The sequence below is a fragment of the Oceanimonas aquatica genome (genome assembly GCF_030732065.1).
GTDB lineage: Bacteria > Pseudomonadota > Gammaproteobacteria > Enterobacterales > Aeromonadaceae > Oceanimonas.
Genome location: NZ_JAVBHX010000003.1, coordinates 166,436 through 183,451 on the forward strand (window position 1 = coordinate 166,436; position 17,016 = coordinate 183,451).

Annotated in this window: 17 protein-coding genes; all 17 read left to right on the top strand. The window is 60.0% G+C overall.

Annotated elements, in window-relative coordinates:
- Positions 1-3 precede the first annotated feature (3 nt).
- The 17 genes from fabD (at position 4) to prpF (ending at position 16,984) form a co-directional block, all read left to right on the top strand.
- The gene (fabD, locus tag Q9290_RS05985; RefSeq protein ID WP_306078735.1) at positions 4-939 is read left to right on the top strand and encodes an ACP S-malonyltransferase; all 936 of its coding nucleotides are present in this window, start codon (positions 4-6) and stop codon (positions 937-939) included.
- Positions 940-1,053: 114 nt separating this feature from the next.
- On the top strand, positions 1,054-1,788 hold the full coding sequence (gene fabG / locus Q9290_RS05990; protein WP_306078736.1) for a 3-oxoacyl-ACP reductase FabG: 735 nt from the start codon (positions 1,054-1,056) through the stop codon (positions 1,786-1,788).
- A 158-nt stretch (positions 1,789-1,946) separates the two neighbouring features.
- Positions 1,947-2,183: an acyl carrier protein gene (acpP, locus tag Q9290_RS05995; RefSeq protein ID WP_014292450.1), complete on the top strand. Its 237-nt coding sequence runs from the start codon at positions 1,947-1,949 to the stop codon at positions 2,181-2,183.
- A gap of 71 nt (positions 2,184-2,254) precedes the next feature.
- Positions 2,255-3,496: a beta-ketoacyl-ACP synthase II gene (gene fabF, locus Q9290_RS06000; protein ID WP_306078737.1), complete on the top strand. Its 1,242-nt coding sequence runs from the start codon at positions 2,255-2,257 to the stop codon at positions 3,494-3,496.
- Positions 3,497-3,553: 57 nt separating this feature from the next.
- Positions 3,554-4,345, top strand: a complete 792-nt coding sequence (gene pabC / locus Q9290_RS06005; RefSeq protein WP_306078738.1) for an aminodeoxychorismate lyase — start codon at positions 3,554-3,556, stop codon at positions 4,343-4,345.
- Complete coding sequence (gene mltG / locus Q9290_RS06010) at positions 4,329-5,333, top strand: endolytic transglycosylase MltG (protein ID WP_306078739.1); 1,005 nt, start codon at positions 4,329-4,331, stop codon at positions 5,331-5,333. Before pabC ends, mltG begins: the two co-directional genes overlap by 17 nt.
- A gap of 3 nt (positions 5,334-5,336) precedes the next feature.
- A complete protein-coding gene (gene tmk, locus Q9290_RS06015; protein WP_306078740.1) occupies positions 5,337-5,960 on the top strand; it encodes a dTMP kinase in 624 nt (207 codons plus the stop codon).
- Positions 5,945-6,904 (top strand): DNA polymerase III subunit delta', encoded by a 960-nt coding sequence (gene holB, locus Q9290_RS06020; protein ID WP_306078742.1) that lies wholly within the window; start codon positions 5,945-5,947, stop codon positions 6,902-6,904. Before tmk ends, holB begins: the two co-directional genes overlap by 16 nt.
- Before the next feature lie 27 nt (positions 6,905-6,931).
- Positions 6,932-7,714 carry a TatD family hydrolase gene (locus Q9290_RS06025; RefSeq protein ID WP_306078895.1) on the top strand — a complete coding sequence of 261 codons (783 nt, stop codon included), beginning with the start codon at positions 6,932-6,934 and terminating at the stop codon, positions 7,712-7,714.
- Positions 7,715-8,029: 315 nt separating this feature from the next.
- Positions 8,030-8,452: an NfeD family protein gene (locus Q9290_RS06030; RefSeq protein WP_306078743.1), complete on the top strand. Its 423-nt coding sequence runs from the start codon at positions 8,030-8,032 to the stop codon at positions 8,450-8,452.
- Positions 8,453-8,490: 38 nt separating this feature from the next.
- Complete coding sequence (locus Q9290_RS06035; RefSeq protein WP_306078744.1) at positions 8,491-9,444, top strand: SPFH domain-containing protein; 954 nt, start codon at positions 8,491-8,493, stop codon at positions 9,442-9,444.
- Positions 9,445-9,510: 66 nt separating this feature from the next.
- A complete protein-coding gene (locus Q9290_RS06040; RefSeq protein ID WP_306078745.1) occupies positions 9,511-10,056 on the top strand; it encodes a PIN domain-containing protein in 546 nt (181 codons plus the stop codon).
- A gap of 370 nt (positions 10,057-10,426) precedes the next feature.
- Positions 10,427-11,134, top strand: a complete 708-nt coding sequence (locus tag Q9290_RS06045; RefSeq protein ID WP_306078746.1) for a GntR family transcriptional regulator — start codon at positions 10,427-10,429, stop codon at positions 11,132-11,134.
- Positions 11,131-12,009 carry a methylisocitrate lyase gene (gene prpB, locus Q9290_RS06050; protein WP_306078747.1) on the top strand — a complete coding sequence of 293 codons (879 nt, stop codon included), beginning with the start codon at positions 11,131-11,133 and terminating at the stop codon, positions 12,007-12,009. The genes Q9290_RS06045 and prpB overlap by 4 nt, the downstream gene beginning before the upstream one ends.
- 38 nt (positions 12,010-12,047) lie before the next feature.
- On the top strand, positions 12,048-13,208 hold the full coding sequence (gene prpC / locus Q9290_RS06055) for a bifunctional 2-methylcitrate synthase/citrate synthase (protein WP_306078748.1): 1,161 nt from the start codon (positions 12,048-12,050) through the stop codon (positions 13,206-13,208).
- An 8-nt stretch (positions 13,209-13,216) separates the two neighbouring features.
- Complete coding sequence (gene acnD, locus Q9290_RS06060; protein WP_306078749.1) at positions 13,217-15,796, top strand: Fe/S-dependent 2-methylisocitrate dehydratase AcnD; 2,580 nt, start codon at positions 13,217-13,219, stop codon at positions 15,794-15,796.
- Positions 15,797-15,808: 12 nt separating this feature from the next.
- Positions 15,809-16,984 carry a 2-methylaconitate cis-trans isomerase PrpF gene (gene prpF / locus Q9290_RS06065; protein ID WP_306078750.1) on the top strand — a complete coding sequence of 392 codons (1,176 nt, stop codon included), beginning with the start codon at positions 15,809-15,811 and terminating at the stop codon, positions 16,982-16,984.
- The last annotated feature ends 32 nt before the right edge of the window (positions 16,985-17,016 follow it).

The window sequence follows — 17,016 nt, forward strand, 5'->3', positions numbered from 1 at the left end:
ACCATGTCTTTTGCCATTACCTTTCCCGGACAGGGATCCCAGACTGTGGGCATGCTGGCCGATGTGCTGGCTAATCACGAGATTGTAAAAACGACCTTTGCCGAGGCGTCTGACGCCCTCGGTTACAATCTGGCGGAGCTGGTGCTGAACGGCCCGGCAGAAGAGCTGAACAAAACCTGGCATACCCAGCCGGCACTGCTGACCGCTTCCGTTGCCCTTTATCGCTTGTGGCAACAGCAGGGTGGGGCACAGCCCGCCGTGATGGCCGGTCACAGCCTGGGTGAGTATTCCGCCCTGGTGTGCGCCGGTGTGCTGAGCCTGGCCGACGGCGTCAGGCTGGTGGAGCTGCGCGGCAAGCTGATGCAGGATGCCGTGCCCGAAGGCACCGGTGCCATGTCGGCCATCATCGGCCTTGATAATGACACTATTATTGCCAACTGCGAAAAAGCCGCAGAAGGCGAGGTGGTGTCTGCGGTGAACTTCAACTCACCGGGTCAGGTGGTGATCGCCGGTAACAAGGCCGCCGTGGAGCGTGCCAATGCCCTGATGAAAGAAAGCGGCGCCAAGCGCGCACTGCCGCTGCCGGTCAGCGTGCCGTCTCACTGTGCCCTGATGAAGCCCGCCGCCGACAAGCTGGCCGAGACCTTGGGCGCCATGAGCTTTAACGCCCCGTCCGTGCCCGTTCTCAACAATGTGGACGTCAAGCCCGAGACCGATCCGGCCGCCATCAAGGATGCGCTGGTGCGTCAGCTCTACAGTCCGGTACGCTGGACCGAGACCGTGGAAACCATGGCGGAGCAGGGTGTGACCCTGGCACTGGAAGTGGGCCCGGGCAAGGTACTCACCGGTCTGGCCAAGCGCATCGACAAGCGGGTGGAAGGGCTGGCAGTGAACGACGATGCCAGCCTGGAAAAAGCCCTGGCCGCGGTAAACGGTTAATTGCCTTTATGACGTGAAGCCCGGCTTCATGTAAAACCCCGGTAAAGAGTGGCGGGCGCCATTGAATTGGCCCATCGTTTAAGGCCCGCCCTGTTTACAGCTTAAGGAGTTACTATGAGTTTTTCCGGTAAAGTAGTCCTGGTAACCGGTGCCAGCCGTGGCATCGGCCGGGCCACCGCCGAACTGTTTGCTGAGCGTGGCGCCACCGTCATCGGTACTGCCACCAGCGAAAAGGGCGCCGAGGCGATCAGCGCCTATCTGGGCGACAAGGGCGCCGGTCTGGTGCTGAACGTGACCGACGCTGCCTCTCTCGAGCAGACCCTGGCCACCATCAAGGAACGTTTCGGTGATATCGATGTGCTGGTCAACAACGCCGGCATCACCCGCGACAACCTGATGATGCGCATGAAGGATGAGGAGTGGCAGGACATTATCGACACCAACCTCACTTCCGTATTCCGTCTGTCCAAGGCGGTGCTGCGCACCATGATGAAAAAGCGCTTTGGCCGCATTGTGACCATCGGCTCCGTGGTGGGCACCATGGGCAACGCCGGCCAGGCCAACTACGCTGCCGCCAAGGCGGGTCTGATTGGCTTCAGCAAGTCCCTGGGCCGGGAAGTGGCTTCCCGTGGCATCACCGTGAACGTGGTGGCCCCTGGATTTATTGAAACCGACATGACGCGCGCATTGAATGACGAGCAGCGAGCCGGTATCTTGTCACAGGTTCCGGCCCAGCGTCTGGGCGACCCCAAAGAGATTGCATCCGCCGTGGCCTTTTTGGCGTCGGATGAAGCTGGTTACATTACCGGCGAAACGCTGCACGTTAATGGCGGCATGTACATGGTGTGATGAAAATCACCACTGTTGGCATCTGTTTGGCGGAAAATGCGGCATTTATCGTATGAATTCTGGTTAGACCAGCCCCAAACAGGCTTGCAAACGACGGTCATTTTTATACACTACCGCAACGACACGCACTTGCGTATTTCTAAAGGAAAATACTGGTCATGAGCAACATCGAAGAACGCGTAAAGAAAATCATCGTAGAGCAACTGGGCGTTAAGGAAGAAGAAGTTAAATCCGAAGCTTCCTTCGTTGATGATCTGGGCGCGGATTCCCTGGACACCGTTGAACTGGTAATGGCTCTGGAAGAAGAGTTCGATACCGAGATTCCTGACGAAGAAGCGGAAAAGATCACCACCGTTCAAGCTGCGATCGACTACATCAACGCTAACCAGGAATAACAAACCTGTACCGAAGTGGCGCCCGCCACTTCGGTTTTTTCTTGTTTAAATCCCCATTCGGAGGCGCTCCTGTGTCAAAACGCAGAGTCGTGGTGACTGGCCTCGGTATGCTATCTCCTGTCGGAAACTCGGTCGATGCCAGCTGGCAGGCCCTGCTGGCAGGTCAAAGTGGCATTACCAACATCGATCATTTTGATACTACCGATTACACCACCAAGTTTGCCGGCCTGGTCAAGGATTTTGACCCGGAAGCGCATGGCATTGCCAAGAAAGAAGCCCGCAAGATGGATCTGTTTATTCAGTACGGTGTTGCCGCTGGCCTGCAGGCCTTTGCGGACGCCGGACTGGAGATTACCGATGCCAATGCGGACCGTGTTGGCGTGTCCATCGGCTCTGGCATTGGTGGCCTCGGTCTGATCGAGCAGAACCACACCAACCTGATGAAGAGCGGCCCGCGCAAGCTAAGCCCCTTCTTTGTGCCGTCCACCATCATCAACATGGTGTCCGGTCATCTGTCGATCATGAAAGGCCTGCGCGGCCCCAACATTGCGGCCACCACTGCCTGTACCACAGGTACGCACAGCATTGGTCTGGCGGCGCGCATGATCGCCTACGGTGATGCCGATGCCATGCTGGCCGGCGGTACCGAAAAGGCCTCCACGCCCATGGGCATGGGTGGCTTTGCCGCGGCCCGCGCGCTGTCTACCCGCAACGACGAGCCTCAAAAGGCCAGCCGTCCGTGGGACAAGGAGCGCGACGGCTTTGTGCTGGGTGACGGCGCCGGTGTGGTGATGCTGGAAGAATATGAGCAGGCCAAGGCCCGTGGTGCCACCATTTATGCCGAGCTGGTTGGCTTTGGCATGAGCGGTGATGCACACCACATGACCGCGCCGCCCGACGACGGCAGCGGTGCCGCCGCGGCCATGGCCAACGCCCTGCGCGATGCGGATCTGGATCCGGCCCTGGTGGGTTACATCAATGCCCACGGCACCTCCACCCCGCTGGGGGATGTGGCCGAGCTGAAGGCGGTGAAGAAGGTCTTTGGCGAGCACGCCGGCAAGCTGCTGGTGAGCTCCACCAAGTCGATGACCGGTCACCTGCTGGGTGCCGCCGGTGCGGTGGAAGCCATCGTGACCGTGCTGGCTCTGCGCGATCAAATTGCTCCGCCCACCATCAACCTGGACAATCCGGATGATGAGTGCGACCTGGATCTGGTTCCGCACCAGCCGAAGAAGGCGGAGTTTGAGTATGCCCTGTCCAACTCCTTCGGGTTTGGCGGCACCAATGGCTCATTGATCTTCAAACGCATATAATGGCCTTTTGGTCAGATACAGCCCGGCCATGTGCCGGGCTTTTTTTATGAAATAACCATGCAGAAAATCCTTCATCCACAGGAGCAGGCCCTGAGCCGCGGCTGGCAGCTGGGCGACGGTCACTTCACCACCATGCACGCACGCCGGGGCCGGATCAGGCTGTGGCCATTGCACAAGGCCCGGCTGATAGATGCCTGCCGCCGGCTGCACATGGACGAGCCCGACTGGGCCGTTGTTGAAGCCGAGCTGGCGGCACTGCCGGACGAGGGCGATCGCGTGTTGCGGCTGACGCTGTTGCGCGGCCCCGGCGGGCGCGGCTATGGTATTGCCGGCTGCGGCGACACCACTGTGGTGCTGAACCTGTCACCTTTTCCGGCGCATTACCTTGAATGGCGGCGGCAGGGCATTGACCTTGGCCTGTGCGAAGGGCGCCTGGGCAGCTCCACCCTGCTGGCGGGGCTGAAAACCGTGAACCGGCTGGAGCAGGTGCTGCTCAAGGCCGAGCTTGAAAGCAGGCAGCTTGCCGAGGGTGTGGTACTGAACGAAGCGGGCAGGGTAATGGAAGCGGTCACCGCCAACCTGTTCTGGCGCAAGGGCGAGGCGGTGTTTACGCCCGAGTTGGCCAATGGCGGTGTGCACGGTACCCTGCGGGCCTGGGTCATGACCGAGCTGGAAGGGCGGGTGCAGCAGGTCAGCGCCCCACTGGAGGCGCTGCAAGGCGCCGATGAAGCCTGGATCACCAACGCCCTGATGGGCCTGGTGCCGGTGAGCTCGGTGGCCGGGCGCGCACTGAGCGGTGAGCATTCAATGACGAGAGCACTACAACAACGATATGAGCAAATTGATTAAAGGCCTGAAGGGGGTCGTGCTGGCGGCCACCCTGGCGGGTGCGGGACTGGCCGGTTACGGCTATCACCAGTGGCAGAAACTGGAACAACTGACCATCACGCCTGGCGAACACCCGCTGTTTGTGGTGCACCGAGGCGAGACCGCGCTGCAACTGACCGGCCGGCTCAGCCCCGGGCTGCCGGTGCTGCATCGCAAGCTGTGGCTGAAGCTGCACCCGGAGCTGGCGGCGGTGCGCCAGGGCACCTACAAGCTGGATGACGGCACCTCTCTGCGCGAGGCCCTCAATACCTTCGTGAAGGGTGATGTGTATCGCCTGAATGTGACCCTGGTGGAAGGCCTGCGGCTGTCCGACTGGCGTGCCCGGCTGGCCGAGGCCGAGTATCTGGAGCACGAGCTCGACGGCGTCAGCGAAGCGCAACTGGCCGAGCGCCTGGGGGTGGAGCACGACAAGCTGGAAGGCCTGTTTTTGCCCGAAACCTACAGCTACACCCCTGGCGACAGCGACTATGACGTGCTCGAGCGCGCCTATGCCCATATGCAGGATTTTCTGAATGAGGCCTGGGAGGCCCGCGAGCCCAACCTGCCCATCGATACGCCCTATGAGGCGCTGATCCTGGCGTCCATCATTGAAAAGGAAACCGGCATTGCCGAAGAGCGCCCCATGATCGCCTCTGTATTCATCAACCGGTTGCGCCGGGGCATGCGGCTGCAGACCGATCCCACCGTGATCTACGGCATGGGCGAGGACTATGACGGCAACATTCGCAAGCGCGATCTGCGTGCCCACACCCCGTACAACACCTATGTGATTGACGGTCTGCCGCCGACGCCGATTGCCATGCCCAGCCAGGAGGCCATTCGTGCCGCGCTGAACCCGGCCGAAAGCAGGTATTACTATTTCGTGGCCATGGGCGAGGGGCGCCATCACTTTTCCCGCACCCTGCGCGAGCATAATAATGCGGTGCGCCGCTACATACTGAACAGGTAAACCATGAGTCGATTTATTGTCATTGAAGGCCTGGAAGGCGCCGGCAAGAGCACGGTGCAGCGCCATGTGGTGAGCTGGCTTGAGGCACGAGGTCATAAGGTGATGACCACCCGGGAGCCCGGTGGCACGCCACTGGCGGAAAAAATGCGTGCCCTGGTCAAGGAAGTGCATGAAGAACAACTAACCGTGGAAGCCGAGCTGCTGCTGATGTACGCCGCCCGGGTACAATTGGTGAAAAACCGCATTCAGCCGGCGTTGCGTGACGGCATCTGGGTGGTGGGGGATCGGCATGATTTGTCTTCCCGGGCCTACCAGGGTGGCGGCCGGGGCATTGATGCGGATCTGATCAGCCAGATCAAACAGGCGGTGCTGGGCGACTTTAAACCGGATTTGACCCTGTATCTCGACATCGACCCTGCCCAGGGCCTGGCCCGGGCCCGCAGCCGCGGCGAGCTGGACCGCATTGAGCTGGAAAATCTCGACTTTTTCGAGCGTACCCGGGCCCGTTACCTGGAGCTGGCCGAGGCCGATCCCGATTGCGAGCTGATCGACGCGTCCGGCAACGAGCAGGAAGTGAAAGCACGGGTACTGGCCTGCCTGGAGCGACGACTGTGTACGCTTGGCTGACCCCGGTCTGGCAGCCGCTGCTGCAGGGTGTGCGTGAGCGCCACCTGGGCCATGGCCTGCTGCTCAAGGGCATGGCGGGCCTGGGCAAGCGCGAACTGGCCGCTGAGCTGGCGACCGCATTATTATGCCAACATACAAGTAATGCTCCTTGCGGTATGTGCCATGCCTGTGAGCTTAACGCCGCCGGCAGCCACTCGGATCTCCATGTGGTGGGCAGGGAAGGGCGAAGCATAGGCATTGATGCCATTCGCGAGCTCAGCCGGATCATGAGCGAAAGCGCGCGCCTGGGTCATGGCAAGGTGGCCATTATCGAACGGGCCGAGCTGATGACCGAGGCCGCCGCCAACGCCCTGCTGAAAACCCTGGAAGAGCCTGCGGGGGAGGCCACGCTGATTTTGGTGTCGTCCCGGCCCGAGCGGCTGCTTCCTACGCTGCTCAGCCGGTGCCAGCAGTGGCTGGTGCCACTGCCCGACACTGACACCGCGCTGGCCTGGCTGAATGAGCAGGGCGTGACTGCCACCCCGGCGGCACTCAGCGTAAACCAGGGCTCGCCGCTGCAAACCCTGGAATACCTGCAAGGGGGCGCCGACGACAAGCGCCTGGCGTTGCTCGCCGAGCTGGCCAGTCTGGCCGAGACGCCCACCCACCTGGCCAGGGTGCAGACGGGCCTGCTGGAGCAACCCGTGCACCTGGTGTGGGTGCAGCTGTTGCTGCAGGACGCGCTGCAAACCGCGCTGGGGGTAAACGCGCCGCTGAAACTCGATGACTGCCGCGCGCAGAGCGAGCGCCTGGCACGGCTGGGCGCCATGGCCCTGCATGAGCTGAACAGCGAACTGCTGGCGTTGCGCCGCAGCCTGCAGCCGGGACAGGGCCGGCCCATGAATGCCGGCCTGCAACTGAGCCAATGGCTGCGCCGGTTGCAGCGCGCATTAACCCATTCCTGATTTACCGAACACGTTTTACTGGAGCCGATTTTGCTGGTTGATTCCCATTGCCACCTCGACAAACTCGATTACGGCAAGAAACACAAGTCCATGGACGAGGCCATTGCCAAAGCCGCCAACCGCGGCGTAAATCACATGCTGTGCATTGGCGTGGGGCTGTCGTCCTTCCCCGATATGCTGAAGGCCGTTGAGCCTTATCCTCAGGTGTTTGCTTCCTGTGGTGTACATCCGCTACATCAGGGTGACGAACAAAATGATCCGGCGCTGCTGCGCAAGCTGGCATCGCATCCGTCGGTAGTGGCCATTGGCGAAACCGGGCTGGATTATTTTTACGCCCCGGAAAGCGCCGAGCTGCAAAAGCGCTCCTTTGAGCAGCATGTGGGTGTGGCGGTGGAGCTGAACAAACCGCTGATCATTCATACCCGCAGCGCCCAGGAAGATACCCTGGAAATTTTGCGCAAGGGCGGTGCCGACAAGGTGGGCGGCGTGCTGCACTGCTTTACCGAATCGCTGGAAATGGCGGAAGCCGCTATTGAGCTGGGCTTTTACATTTCCATCTCCGGCATTGTGACCTTCCGCAGCGCCGACGCCCTGCGGGACGTGGTCAAGGCCCTGCCGCTGGAGCGGCTGCTGGTGGAAACCGACTCTCCCTGGCTGGCCCCGGTACCGTTCCGTGGTGAAGAAAACGAGCCCGCCTACACCCGCACCGTGGCCGAGTTCGTGGCCGAGCTCAAGGGAATACCCTACGAGCAGGTGGCCGAACAAACCACCGCCAACTTCTTTGAGCTGTTCAAGCTCGCCAAACGCTAATAATTACTGCCGTCACCCCCGGGCAGGAACGTCATCCCCGCGAAGGCGGGGATCCATGCGCCTGTGCAGACACAGCCTTGTCGTCAGTTGCTTGCTCCGTATCTTTTCTTCACTTGCTCTTCTTGGGAACGCATACCACCCGGACTCTCTCCCTGAAGGCCTGCAAACAAAGCCTGTGCTCATTCAGCGGGCGCCTGCCTGGTTCCCATGCTTTGCGTGGGAACCCATACCTGAATCACTCGCCACACCCATTTCCAACCCGCAACACCTCCTCTATAGTAATCACTGTTCCATTTGCATCTGAGGTGAATATACGTGCTTGCCTGGCATCTCTGGCTGATTGCCGCCCTGGTTTTATTGCTCGCCGAACTGCTCGGCACCGGTTTTTTTGCCTTTGCCATGGGTCTGGCGGCACTGGTCGCCATGACCGCTGCGTTATTTGATGTGGGGGCCACCGGCCAGTGGTTTGCCTTTGCCCTGGCCACCGGTGTGTTGGCGCCACTGCTGAAAAAAGTCTTTCGTGAATTTGCGCCCTCGCGCCGTCAAAGCGGCCTGGCGGGGGAAAGCCGTCATCAAACCGGAAAACTGGTACGTCATCATAACGGTGAGCTTCGGCTGAGGCTTGAAGGAGATCTGTTTATGGTGCGCGCTCAGACCGGCACCGTGTTGAAGGAGGGTGACGAAGTGGAAATCATCCGCTTCGACGGCATAACCGCTATTGTTAAACAACTCGAATAATTTCAAGGAAATAACATAAACAGCAAGGGGATTTTGTCATGGATGTGATGTTGATTATTGCCCTGATCTTTACCGTGCTGGTGCTGGCACTGGTGATCAAGGGCCTGATGATAGTGCAGCAGTCGGAAGCCGTGGTGATCGAGCGCCTCGGCAGTTACCAGAAAACCCTGTCCCCGGGCATTAACTGGATTATTCCCTTTATTGACAAGCCCCGGTCCATCAAGGTGCGCCGCTATCAGGCCATTGGCGGTGAGAATGTGGCGGTGGTGCAGGAAGAAACCCGCATCGACCGGCGCGAAACCGTGCTCGACTTTCCCGGCCAGTCGGTGATCACCGCCGATAACGTGAGCGTGACCGTAAACGGCGCTCTCTATTTTCAGGTGATCGACCCGGAGCGGGCGGTTTACCAGACCGAAAACCTCATTCAGGCCATCGAGATCCTGGCCAAGACCTCGTTGCGCTCCGAAGTGGGTAAAATGGAGCTCGACAAGTTGTTTGAATCCCGCCAGGAGATCAACGACAAGTTGCAAATTGTGATGGACGAGGCCGGCAACAAGTGGGGCGTAAAAGTCACCCGGGTCGAGATCCAGGACATCATCATTCCTGCCGAGGTGGAAGACGCCATGCGCAAGCAAATGGCCGCCGAGCGGGAGCGCCGCGCCCTGGTGCTGCAGGCCAGCGGTGAGCGGGAGGCCGCCATTGCCCGGGCCGAAGGGGAAAAACGCTCCAATATTCTGGTGGCAGAAGGGGAAAAGGAAGCCGCCATTCTGATGGCCGACGGTCAGCGCCAGGCCATTGACCAGGTGCTTGCCGCCGGCAGCGAACGGCTGGATCCGCAAATGGTGGTGGGCTACCTGCTTGGCCTCGAATACCTGAAAACCCTGCCCGAGATCGGCAAAGACGGCGACCGTATCTTCCTGCCCTATGAAGCCAGCAGCGTGCTCGGTGCCGTGGGCAGTATAGAGGCGTTGTTGAAGGGTAAGGTTCAGTAACGAAAAACGGCAGGCTAATGAGTCTGCCGTTTTTTGTTAATAGCATGGCACTCAGGGAGAGAGACCATGAAATGGGCGTTCATCGATTATGAAAATATTGGCTGTCTGAGCAAGGTGGATCTCTCGTGTTACGAGCGGGTCATTGTATTTCTGGGGGCCAATCAGCCGAAACTGGACTTTGGTAATGTCAGATATGACAAGCCGATCAATATGATGCTGGTTCAACTCAAGGCCACTCAGGCCAATAATCTGGATTTTCACCTTGCTTACTATCTGGGCAAATTCGACAGCGAAGCACCAGCCAATATCATTTTTGAAGTGGTAAGCAATGATGGGGGATTTTCACCCCTGATTGCCCATATCAAAAATATCGGCCGACCCTGCAAACAACTGAGAATGAACAGTGTGCCGGCAGATACCGAGCGGCTGTTGCAAAGCCTGGTTTCTACCCCAAAGGAAAAACGCCCTCAAAAAGTAGCCAGCCTTCGCAATCACATTGCCGCACAACTGAAGCTGCAGGGCAATGAACTTGCCATTCAGCAACAACTGAACCAGCTGGTGACGGCAAAGGTGCTCAAAATTGCCGGTGACGGTATTGAGTACCAGTGCTGATTCACTCTCATAATCAACCACCAGACTCTGGTCAAACAGATCTACGCCACCGTCAATGAGCTGGAGGCCATGTTCCCCGGGGCCGGCATTTTACACCCGACGGGCACATGGTGGGCAGCCGGAGTTGCCGCTTCGCGCCAAATTGCGGGCGGGCCGCCCGCGCTCCAGAAATGCACCGCTCATATGGAGCGCAGGCGGCTCGCCTGCATTAGCGCCCGCAGGGCGCTCAAATTCTGCCAGCTCAGCTTACCCCATTCCCCAAGTTACCTCTCAGACCAAAGTCTAATCATAATTGTCGACACATCACCTTGATGAACTCCATATCTGGTGATAATTTTGTTTCATATTCGTTAAATTGTTGACAGTTTAAATGATCGAGCAAGAAGTAATAGACCATGGTGTCGACCATCTGCCGGAGCTGACCAAGTCGGCCAACCTTACCGAGCAGTTGATCGATCTGATTGTAAAAGGCCAGTTTGCCGCCGGCAGCAAGATCTCCGAGCCGGAGCTGGCGCGCCGTTTTGGGGTGAGCCGCGGGCCACTGCGCGAGGCCATTATGCGGGTGGAATCTCTCGGGCTCATTGAACGGGTGCCCCATGTGGGTGCGCGGGTCATTACCCTGAGCCGGGCCAGGCTGGTGGAGATTTACGCGGTGCGCGAAGCGCTCGAGGGCATGGCGGTGCGCCTGGCCTGCCAGCACATTACCGACGATGAGCTCGATGCCCTGCAACAGCTGCTGAATACCCACAAGGCCCATATCGAGGAAGTAGAAGGGGCGTCCTATTTTCATCAGCAGGGCGACTTCGACTTTCACTACCGTCTTATTCAGGCCAGCCGTAACAGCACCCTGATACACCTGCTGTGCGACGAGCTTTATCACCTGTTGCGCATGTACCGCCATCAGTCCCAGCGCTCACATTCCCGCCCGCAACAGGCGCTGACCGAGCACTTTCATCTGCTTGAGGCCCTGCGGGAGCGGGACGGCGAGCTGGCCGAGTTGCTGATGCGCCGCCATATCATGCGCAGCCGGCTGTTGATTGAACAACAACTGAATGACGAACAAGGAGCAAGCTTATGAGTCCGGGAGCACAATTCCGTCAGGCCGTGGAAAGCCACCGGCCGCTGCAGGTAGTGGGCACCATTAATCCCTATTGCGCCATGATGGCGGAGCAGGTGGGTCACCAGGCCATTTACCTTTCCGGTGGCGGCATTGCCAATGCCTCTTACGGCCTGCCGGATCTGGGCATTACCACCCTGAACGATGTACTGGAAGACGTACGCCGCATTACCGCCGCCTCAAGGCTGCCGCTGCTGGTGGACATCGACACCGGCTTTGGCGGTGCCTTTAACATTGCCCGCACCATTAAGGAGATGGAACGCGCCGGCGCCGCTGCCGTGCACCTGGAAGATCAGGTGGCGCAAAAGCGCTGCGGACACAGGCCCAACAAGGCCATTGTCAGCCAAGGCGAAATGGTGGACCGGGTCAAGGCGGCGGTGGATGCCAGAACCGACAGCAACTTTGTGATCATGGCGCGTACCGATGCCCTGGCGGTGGAAGGCATGGACGCCGCCATTGAGCGGGCACTGGCCTGTGTGGAAGCGGGGGCCGACATGATCTTCCCCGAGGCCATCAACACCCTGGAGCAATACCGCCAGTTTGCCGAGGCGGTCAAGGTGCCCATTCTGGCCAATATTACCGAGTTTGGTCAGACCCCGCTGTTCAGCAGAGACGAGCTGGCCGAGTGCGGCGTCGACATGGTGCTCTATCCGCTGTCGGCATTCCGGGCCATGAACCAGGCGGCGCTGAATGTGTATCAGCACCTGCTGAAAGAGGGCCATCAGCGCCAGGTGGTGGACAGCATGCAAACCCGCGAGCAGCTCTATCACTACCTGGGTTATCACGATTACGAGAAAAAGCTCGATCAGTTGTTCAGCGAGCAAAAAGGCGACTAAACACCCCATATCGACCAAAAAGCAACAAGGAGAGTGCCATGACTGCGTTTGCCGTAGCCGATAACAAAATGGATAACAAACAACTGGGTGGTGCCGGCCTGCGCGGCCAGAGTGCCGGCACCACGGCCCTGTGTACCGTGGGCAAAAGTGGCACCGGGCTGACCTATCGGGGCTATGACATTACCGATCTGGCTCATCATGCCGAGTTTGAGGAAGTGGCCCACCTGCTGTTAAAGGGCAAGCTGCCCACGCAAACCGAGCTGAATGACTACAAACACAGTCTCATGGCCCGCCGTGGCCTGCCGCCGGCGTTGTGCCGGGTGCTGGAAGAAATTCCCGCCGATGCCCACCCCATGGACGTGATGCGCACCGGTTGCTCCGCCCTGGGCAACCTGGATCAGGAACGGGACTTTGCCGAGCAGGAGGATAAAACCGACACTCTGCTGTCCATGCTGCCGGCCATCATCTGCTACTGGTACCGCTACAGTCATGACGGTGTGCGCATTGATACTACCTGCCCGCAGCAGGACAGTATTGGCGGCTATTTTCTGGAAATGCTTACCGGCACGGCCCCCAGCGAGCTGCACAAGCAAGTAATGCATTGCTCCCTGGTGCTTTATGCCGAGCACGAATTCAATGCGTCTACCTTTACCGCCCGGGTATGTGCTTCCACGTTGTCGGATCTGCATTCCTGCATTACCGCCGCCATTGGCAGCCTGCGCGGCCCCCTGCACGGCGGTGCCAACGAAGCGGCCATGGACATGATTGAGCAGTGGCAAACCCCCGACGAAGCCGAAGCCGGCATACTGCAGATGCTGGCCAACAAGGAAAAGATCATGGGCTTTGGTCATGCCATTTATCGCGAGTCGGATCCGCGCAATAATCTCATCAAGGAATGGTCGAAAAAGCTCTCGGAAAATGCGGACAACCCTCAGCTCTATGCGGTGTCCGAGCGGGTAGAAGCCGTGATGAAGCGGGAGAAAAACCTGTTCTGCAACGCCGACTTCTTTCACGCCTCCGCCTATCACTTTATGGGCATACCCACCAAGCTGTTTACCCCCATTTTTGTGATGAGCCGGGTCACCGGCTGGGCCGCCCATGTCTTTGAGCAGCGCGCCAATAACCGCATTATTCGCCCCAGCGCCGACTATGTTGGCCCCGAGCCTCAGGCCTGGCTGCCCATCGGTGAGCGCAAGTGAGGTCCGCCATGAACACCGACTATCGCAAGCCGCTGCCCGGCACCGGGCTCGATTACTATGATGCGCGGGAAGCGGTCAATGCCATCGCTCCCGGTGCTTATGACAAGTTGCCCTATGCTTCACGGGTGCTGGCGGAGCAACTGGTGCGCCGCTGTGAGTCTTCCATGCTGACCGACAGCCTTAAACAGCTGATCGAGCGCAAGCGCGATCTCGACTTTCCCTGGTATCCGGCGCGGGTGGTGTGCCACGACATTCTGGGCCAGACCGCACTGGTGGATCTGGCCGGCCTGCGGGACGCCATTGCCGCGCAAGGGGGCGATCCGGCCCGGGTCAACCCGGTGGTGCAAACCCAGCTGATTGTGGATCACTCGCTGGCGGTGGAGCACGCCGGCTTTGAGCCGGACGCCGTTGAAAAAAACCGCGCCATAGAAGATCGCCGCAACGAAGATCGTTTTCACTTTATTGAGTGGTGCAAAACCGCCTTTGAGAACGTGAGCGTGATCCCGGCGGGCAACGGCATTATGCACCAGATAAACCTGGAGAAAATGTCGCCGGTGGTGCAGGTGCAAAACGGCGTGGCCTTTCCCGATACCTGTGTGGGTACCGACAGCCACACCCCCCACGTGGATGCCCTGGGGGTGATTGCCATTGGCGTGGGCGGGCTGGAAGCCGAAACCGTGATGCTGGGGCGGCCCTCCATGATGCGCCTGCCGGACATCGTTGGCGTCAGGCTCACCGGCACCCGGCAGCCCGGCATTACCGCCACCGACATAGTGCTGGCGCTCACCGAGTTTTTGCGCGAGCAGCGGGTGGTGTCGGCCTGGCTGGAGTTCTTTGGGGAAGGCACTCGGGATCTGACCATTGGCGACCGTGCCACCATTTCCAACATGACCCCGGAATACGGCGCCACCGCCGGCATGTTCTACATCGATGAGCAGACCATCAACTACCTCAAGCTCACCGGACGGGACGATGAGCAGGTGAAGCTGGTGGAAGCCTATGCCCGCCATACCGGACTGTGGGCGGATGATCTGCGTGCTGCCTGTTATGAACGGGTACTGGAGTTTGATATTGGCACTGTTACCCGCAACATGGCGGGGCCCTCCAGTCCGCACCGGCGGCTGCCCACCTCGGCGCTCACCGAGCGGGGCATTGCCGGTCCCTGGCAAGAGCAACCCGGTGAGCTGCCGGACGGCGCCGTGATCATCGCCGCCATTACCTCCTGCACCAACACCAGTAATCCGCGCAATGTGGTGGCGGCGGGGCTGCTGGCGAAAAAAGCCAACGCGCTGGGCCTTGTGCGCAAGCCCTGGGTCAAAACCTCGTTCGCCCCCGGCTCCAGGGTGGCGCGGCTCTATATGGAAGAAGCGGGCCTGCTGCCGGAGCTGGAACAACTGGGCTTTGGCATTGTGGGTTATGCCTGCACCACCTGTAACGGCATGAGCGGCGCGCTCGACCCGGATATTCAGCAGGGAATTATTGAGCGCGATCTTTACACCACGGCGGTGCTCTCGGGTAACCGCAACTTCGACGGCCGCATTCACCCTTATGCCCGGCAGGCGTTTCTGGCCTCGCCGCCGCTGGTGGTGGCCTATGCCCTGGCCGGCACCATTCGCTTTGATATTGAACGCGACGCCCTGGGCACCGACGCCAGCGGCAAGCCCGTATATCTGAACGATCTCTGGCCTACCGATGCAGAGATAGATGCGGTGGTGGCCGACTACGTCAGGCCCGAGCAGTTCAACGACGTGTACATTCAAATGTTCAGGCTGAATGACGACGCTCAAGGCGCCGAGCCGCTCTATGACTGGCGGCCCATGAGTACCTATATTCGCCGCCCGCCTTACTGGGAAGGCGCCCTGGCCGGAAAATGCAGCCTGACCGGCATGCGCCCGCTCGCCATTCTGGGGGACAACATCACCACCGATCATCTGTCGCCGTCCAACGCCATTCTGCCAACCAGCGCGGCGGGAGAATATCTGGCCAGCATGGGCGTGCCGGAAGAAGACTTTAACTCCTACGCCACTCATCGCGGCGATCACCTTACCGCCCTGCGGGCGACCCTGGCCAACCCCAAGCTGTTTAACGAAATGGTGCAGGACAACGGCGAGGTGGTGCAGGGGTCGCTGGCGCGCATTGAGCCTGACGGCAAGGTCACCCGCATGTGGGAAGCCATAGAAACCTACATGAACCGCAAGCAGCCGCTGATCATCGTGGCGGGGGCCGACTACGGCCAGGGTTCGTCCCGGGACTGGGCTGCCAAGGGCGTGCGCCTGGCCGGGGTGGAAGCCATTGTGGCAGAAGGCTTTGAGCGCATCCACCGCACCAACCTGGTGGGCATGGGCGTGCTGCCGCTGGAGTTTTTGCCCGGCACCAGCCGGCATACGCTGGATCTCGACGGCACCGAGCTCTACGACGTGCAGGGTGACATTACCCCCGGGGCCGAGCTGACCCTGGTGATCACCAGAGCCAGCGGCGAACAGGAACGAGTGCCGGTGCGCTGCCGGCTGGACACCGCCGATGAGCTCAGTGTGTACAGCGCCGGCGGTGTGCTGCAGCGCTTTGCCCAGGATTTTCTGGCCGGTTAAAAGGAGTTAACCATGGCAAGCAATGTGTTCCCGCCCCAGCTGAAAATACCCGCCATCTATATGCGTGGCGGCACCAGCAAAGGGGTGTTTTTTAACCTGAGCGATCTGCCGCCGGCGGCACGAGTGCCTGGCGAGGCCAGAGACAAACTGTTACTGCGGATCATCGGCAGCCCGGATCCTTACGGCAAACACACAGACGGCATGGGCGGGGCTACCTCCAGCACCAGCAAAACCGTGATCGTGTCCCAAAGCGACAAGCCGGATCACGACGTGGACTACCTGTTCGGTCAGGTGTCCATCGACCAGCCCTTTGTGGACTGGAGCGGTAACTGCGGCAACCTGTCGGCGGCGGTAGGACCCTTTGCCATTCATGCCGGCCTGGTGGATAAAGCACGGTTGCCGCAAAACGGTGTGGCCACGGTGCGGGTGTGGCAGGCCAACATTGGCAAAACCCTGCGGGTGCATGTGCCCATGGTAAACGGTGAAGTGCAGGAAACCGGCGACTTTGCGCTGGATGGCGTGACCTTTCCTGCGGCGAAAATTCAGGTCGACTTTATGGAACCGGGCGAGGGCGCCATGTTCCCAACCGGCAACCTGACCGACCGCCTGGACGTGCCCGGCATCGGCACGCTTGAAGCCACGCTCATTAACGCCGGCATTCCCACCATTTTTATTAACGCAGAGTCCATGGGCTTCACCGGCACCGAGCTGCAGCCAGCCATTAACGGAAATGCCGAGACACTGGCGATGTTTGAGCAAATCCGCGCTGTTGGCGCCGTAAAAATGGGGCTGATAACCAAGCCCGAAGACGCCGCACAACGCCAGCACACCCCCAAGGTGGCCTTTGTGGCAGGCCCGGCGGCCTATTCCGCCTCCAGCGGAAAAACGGTGACCGAAAACGACATCGATGTGCTGGTGCGGGCGCTGTCCATGGGCAAGCTGCACCACGCCATGATGGGGACCGCCGCCGTGGCCATTGCCGCCGCTGCCTGTGTGCCCGGCACCCTGGTCAACCTGGCCGCCGGGGGCGTCGAGAGAGAGTCGGTCACCTTTGGTCACCCGTCCGGCACCCTGAAAGTGGGCGCCAGTGCTCGGCACACCGAGCGAGGCTGGGTAGCGGAAAAAGTCACCATGAGTCGCAGCGCGCGCATTTTAATGGAAGGAGTGGTGCGCGTGTCGTTTGAGTAACCACAATGCGCCGCGGCGCTTAAGGACAAGCA

What these genes read in the sequence shown, in the direction of transcription:
- pabC (WP_306078738.1), top strand. Translation starts at nt 3,554, where the DNA reads ATGCAGAAAATCCTTCATCCACAGGAGCAGGCCCTGAGCCGCGGCTGG.
- prpB (WP_306078747.1), top strand. Translation starts at nt 11,131, where the DNA reads ATGAGTCCGGGAGCACAATTCCGTCAGGCCGTGGAAAGCCACCGGCCG.
- prpF (WP_306078750.1), top strand. Translation starts at nt 15,809, where the DNA reads ATGGCAAGCAATGTGTTCCCGCCCCAGCTGAAAATACCCGCCATCTAT.
- acpP (WP_014292450.1), top strand. Translation starts at nt 1,947, where the DNA reads ATGAGCAACATCGAAGAACGCGTAAAGAAAATCATCGTAGAGCAACTG.
- prpC (WP_306078748.1), top strand. Translation starts at nt 12,048, where the DNA reads ATGACTGCGTTTGCCGTAGCCGATAACAAAATGGATAACAAACAACTG.
- Q9290_RS06040 (WP_306078745.1), top strand. Translation starts at nt 9,511, where the DNA reads ATGAAATGGGCGTTCATCGATTATGAAAATATTGGCTGTCTGAGCAAG.
- fabG (WP_306078736.1), top strand. Translation starts at nt 1,054, where the DNA reads ATGAGTTTTTCCGGTAAAGTAGTCCTGGTAACCGGTGCCAGCCGTGGC.
- tmk (WP_306078740.1), top strand. Translation starts at nt 5,337, where the DNA reads ATGAGTCGATTTATTGTCATTGAAGGCCTGGAAGGCGCCGGCAAGAGC.
- Q9290_RS06045 (WP_306078746.1), top strand. Translation starts at nt 10,427, where the DNA reads ATGATCGAGCAAGAAGTAATAGACCATGGTGTCGACCATCTGCCGGAG.
- Q9290_RS06035 (WP_306078744.1), top strand. Translation starts at nt 8,491, where the DNA reads ATGGATGTGATGTTGATTATTGCCCTGATCTTTACCGTGCTGGTGCTG.
- fabD (WP_306078735.1), top strand. Translation starts at nt 4, where the DNA reads ATGTCTTTTGCCATTACCTTTCCCGGACAGGGATCCCAGACTGTGGGC.
- acnD (WP_306078749.1), top strand. Translation starts at nt 13,217, where the DNA reads ATGAACACCGACTATCGCAAGCCGCTGCCCGGCACCGGGCTCGATTAC.
- mltG (WP_306078739.1), top strand. Translation starts at nt 4,329, where the DNA reads ATGAGCAAATTGATTAAAGGCCTGAAGGGGGTCGTGCTGGCGGCCACC.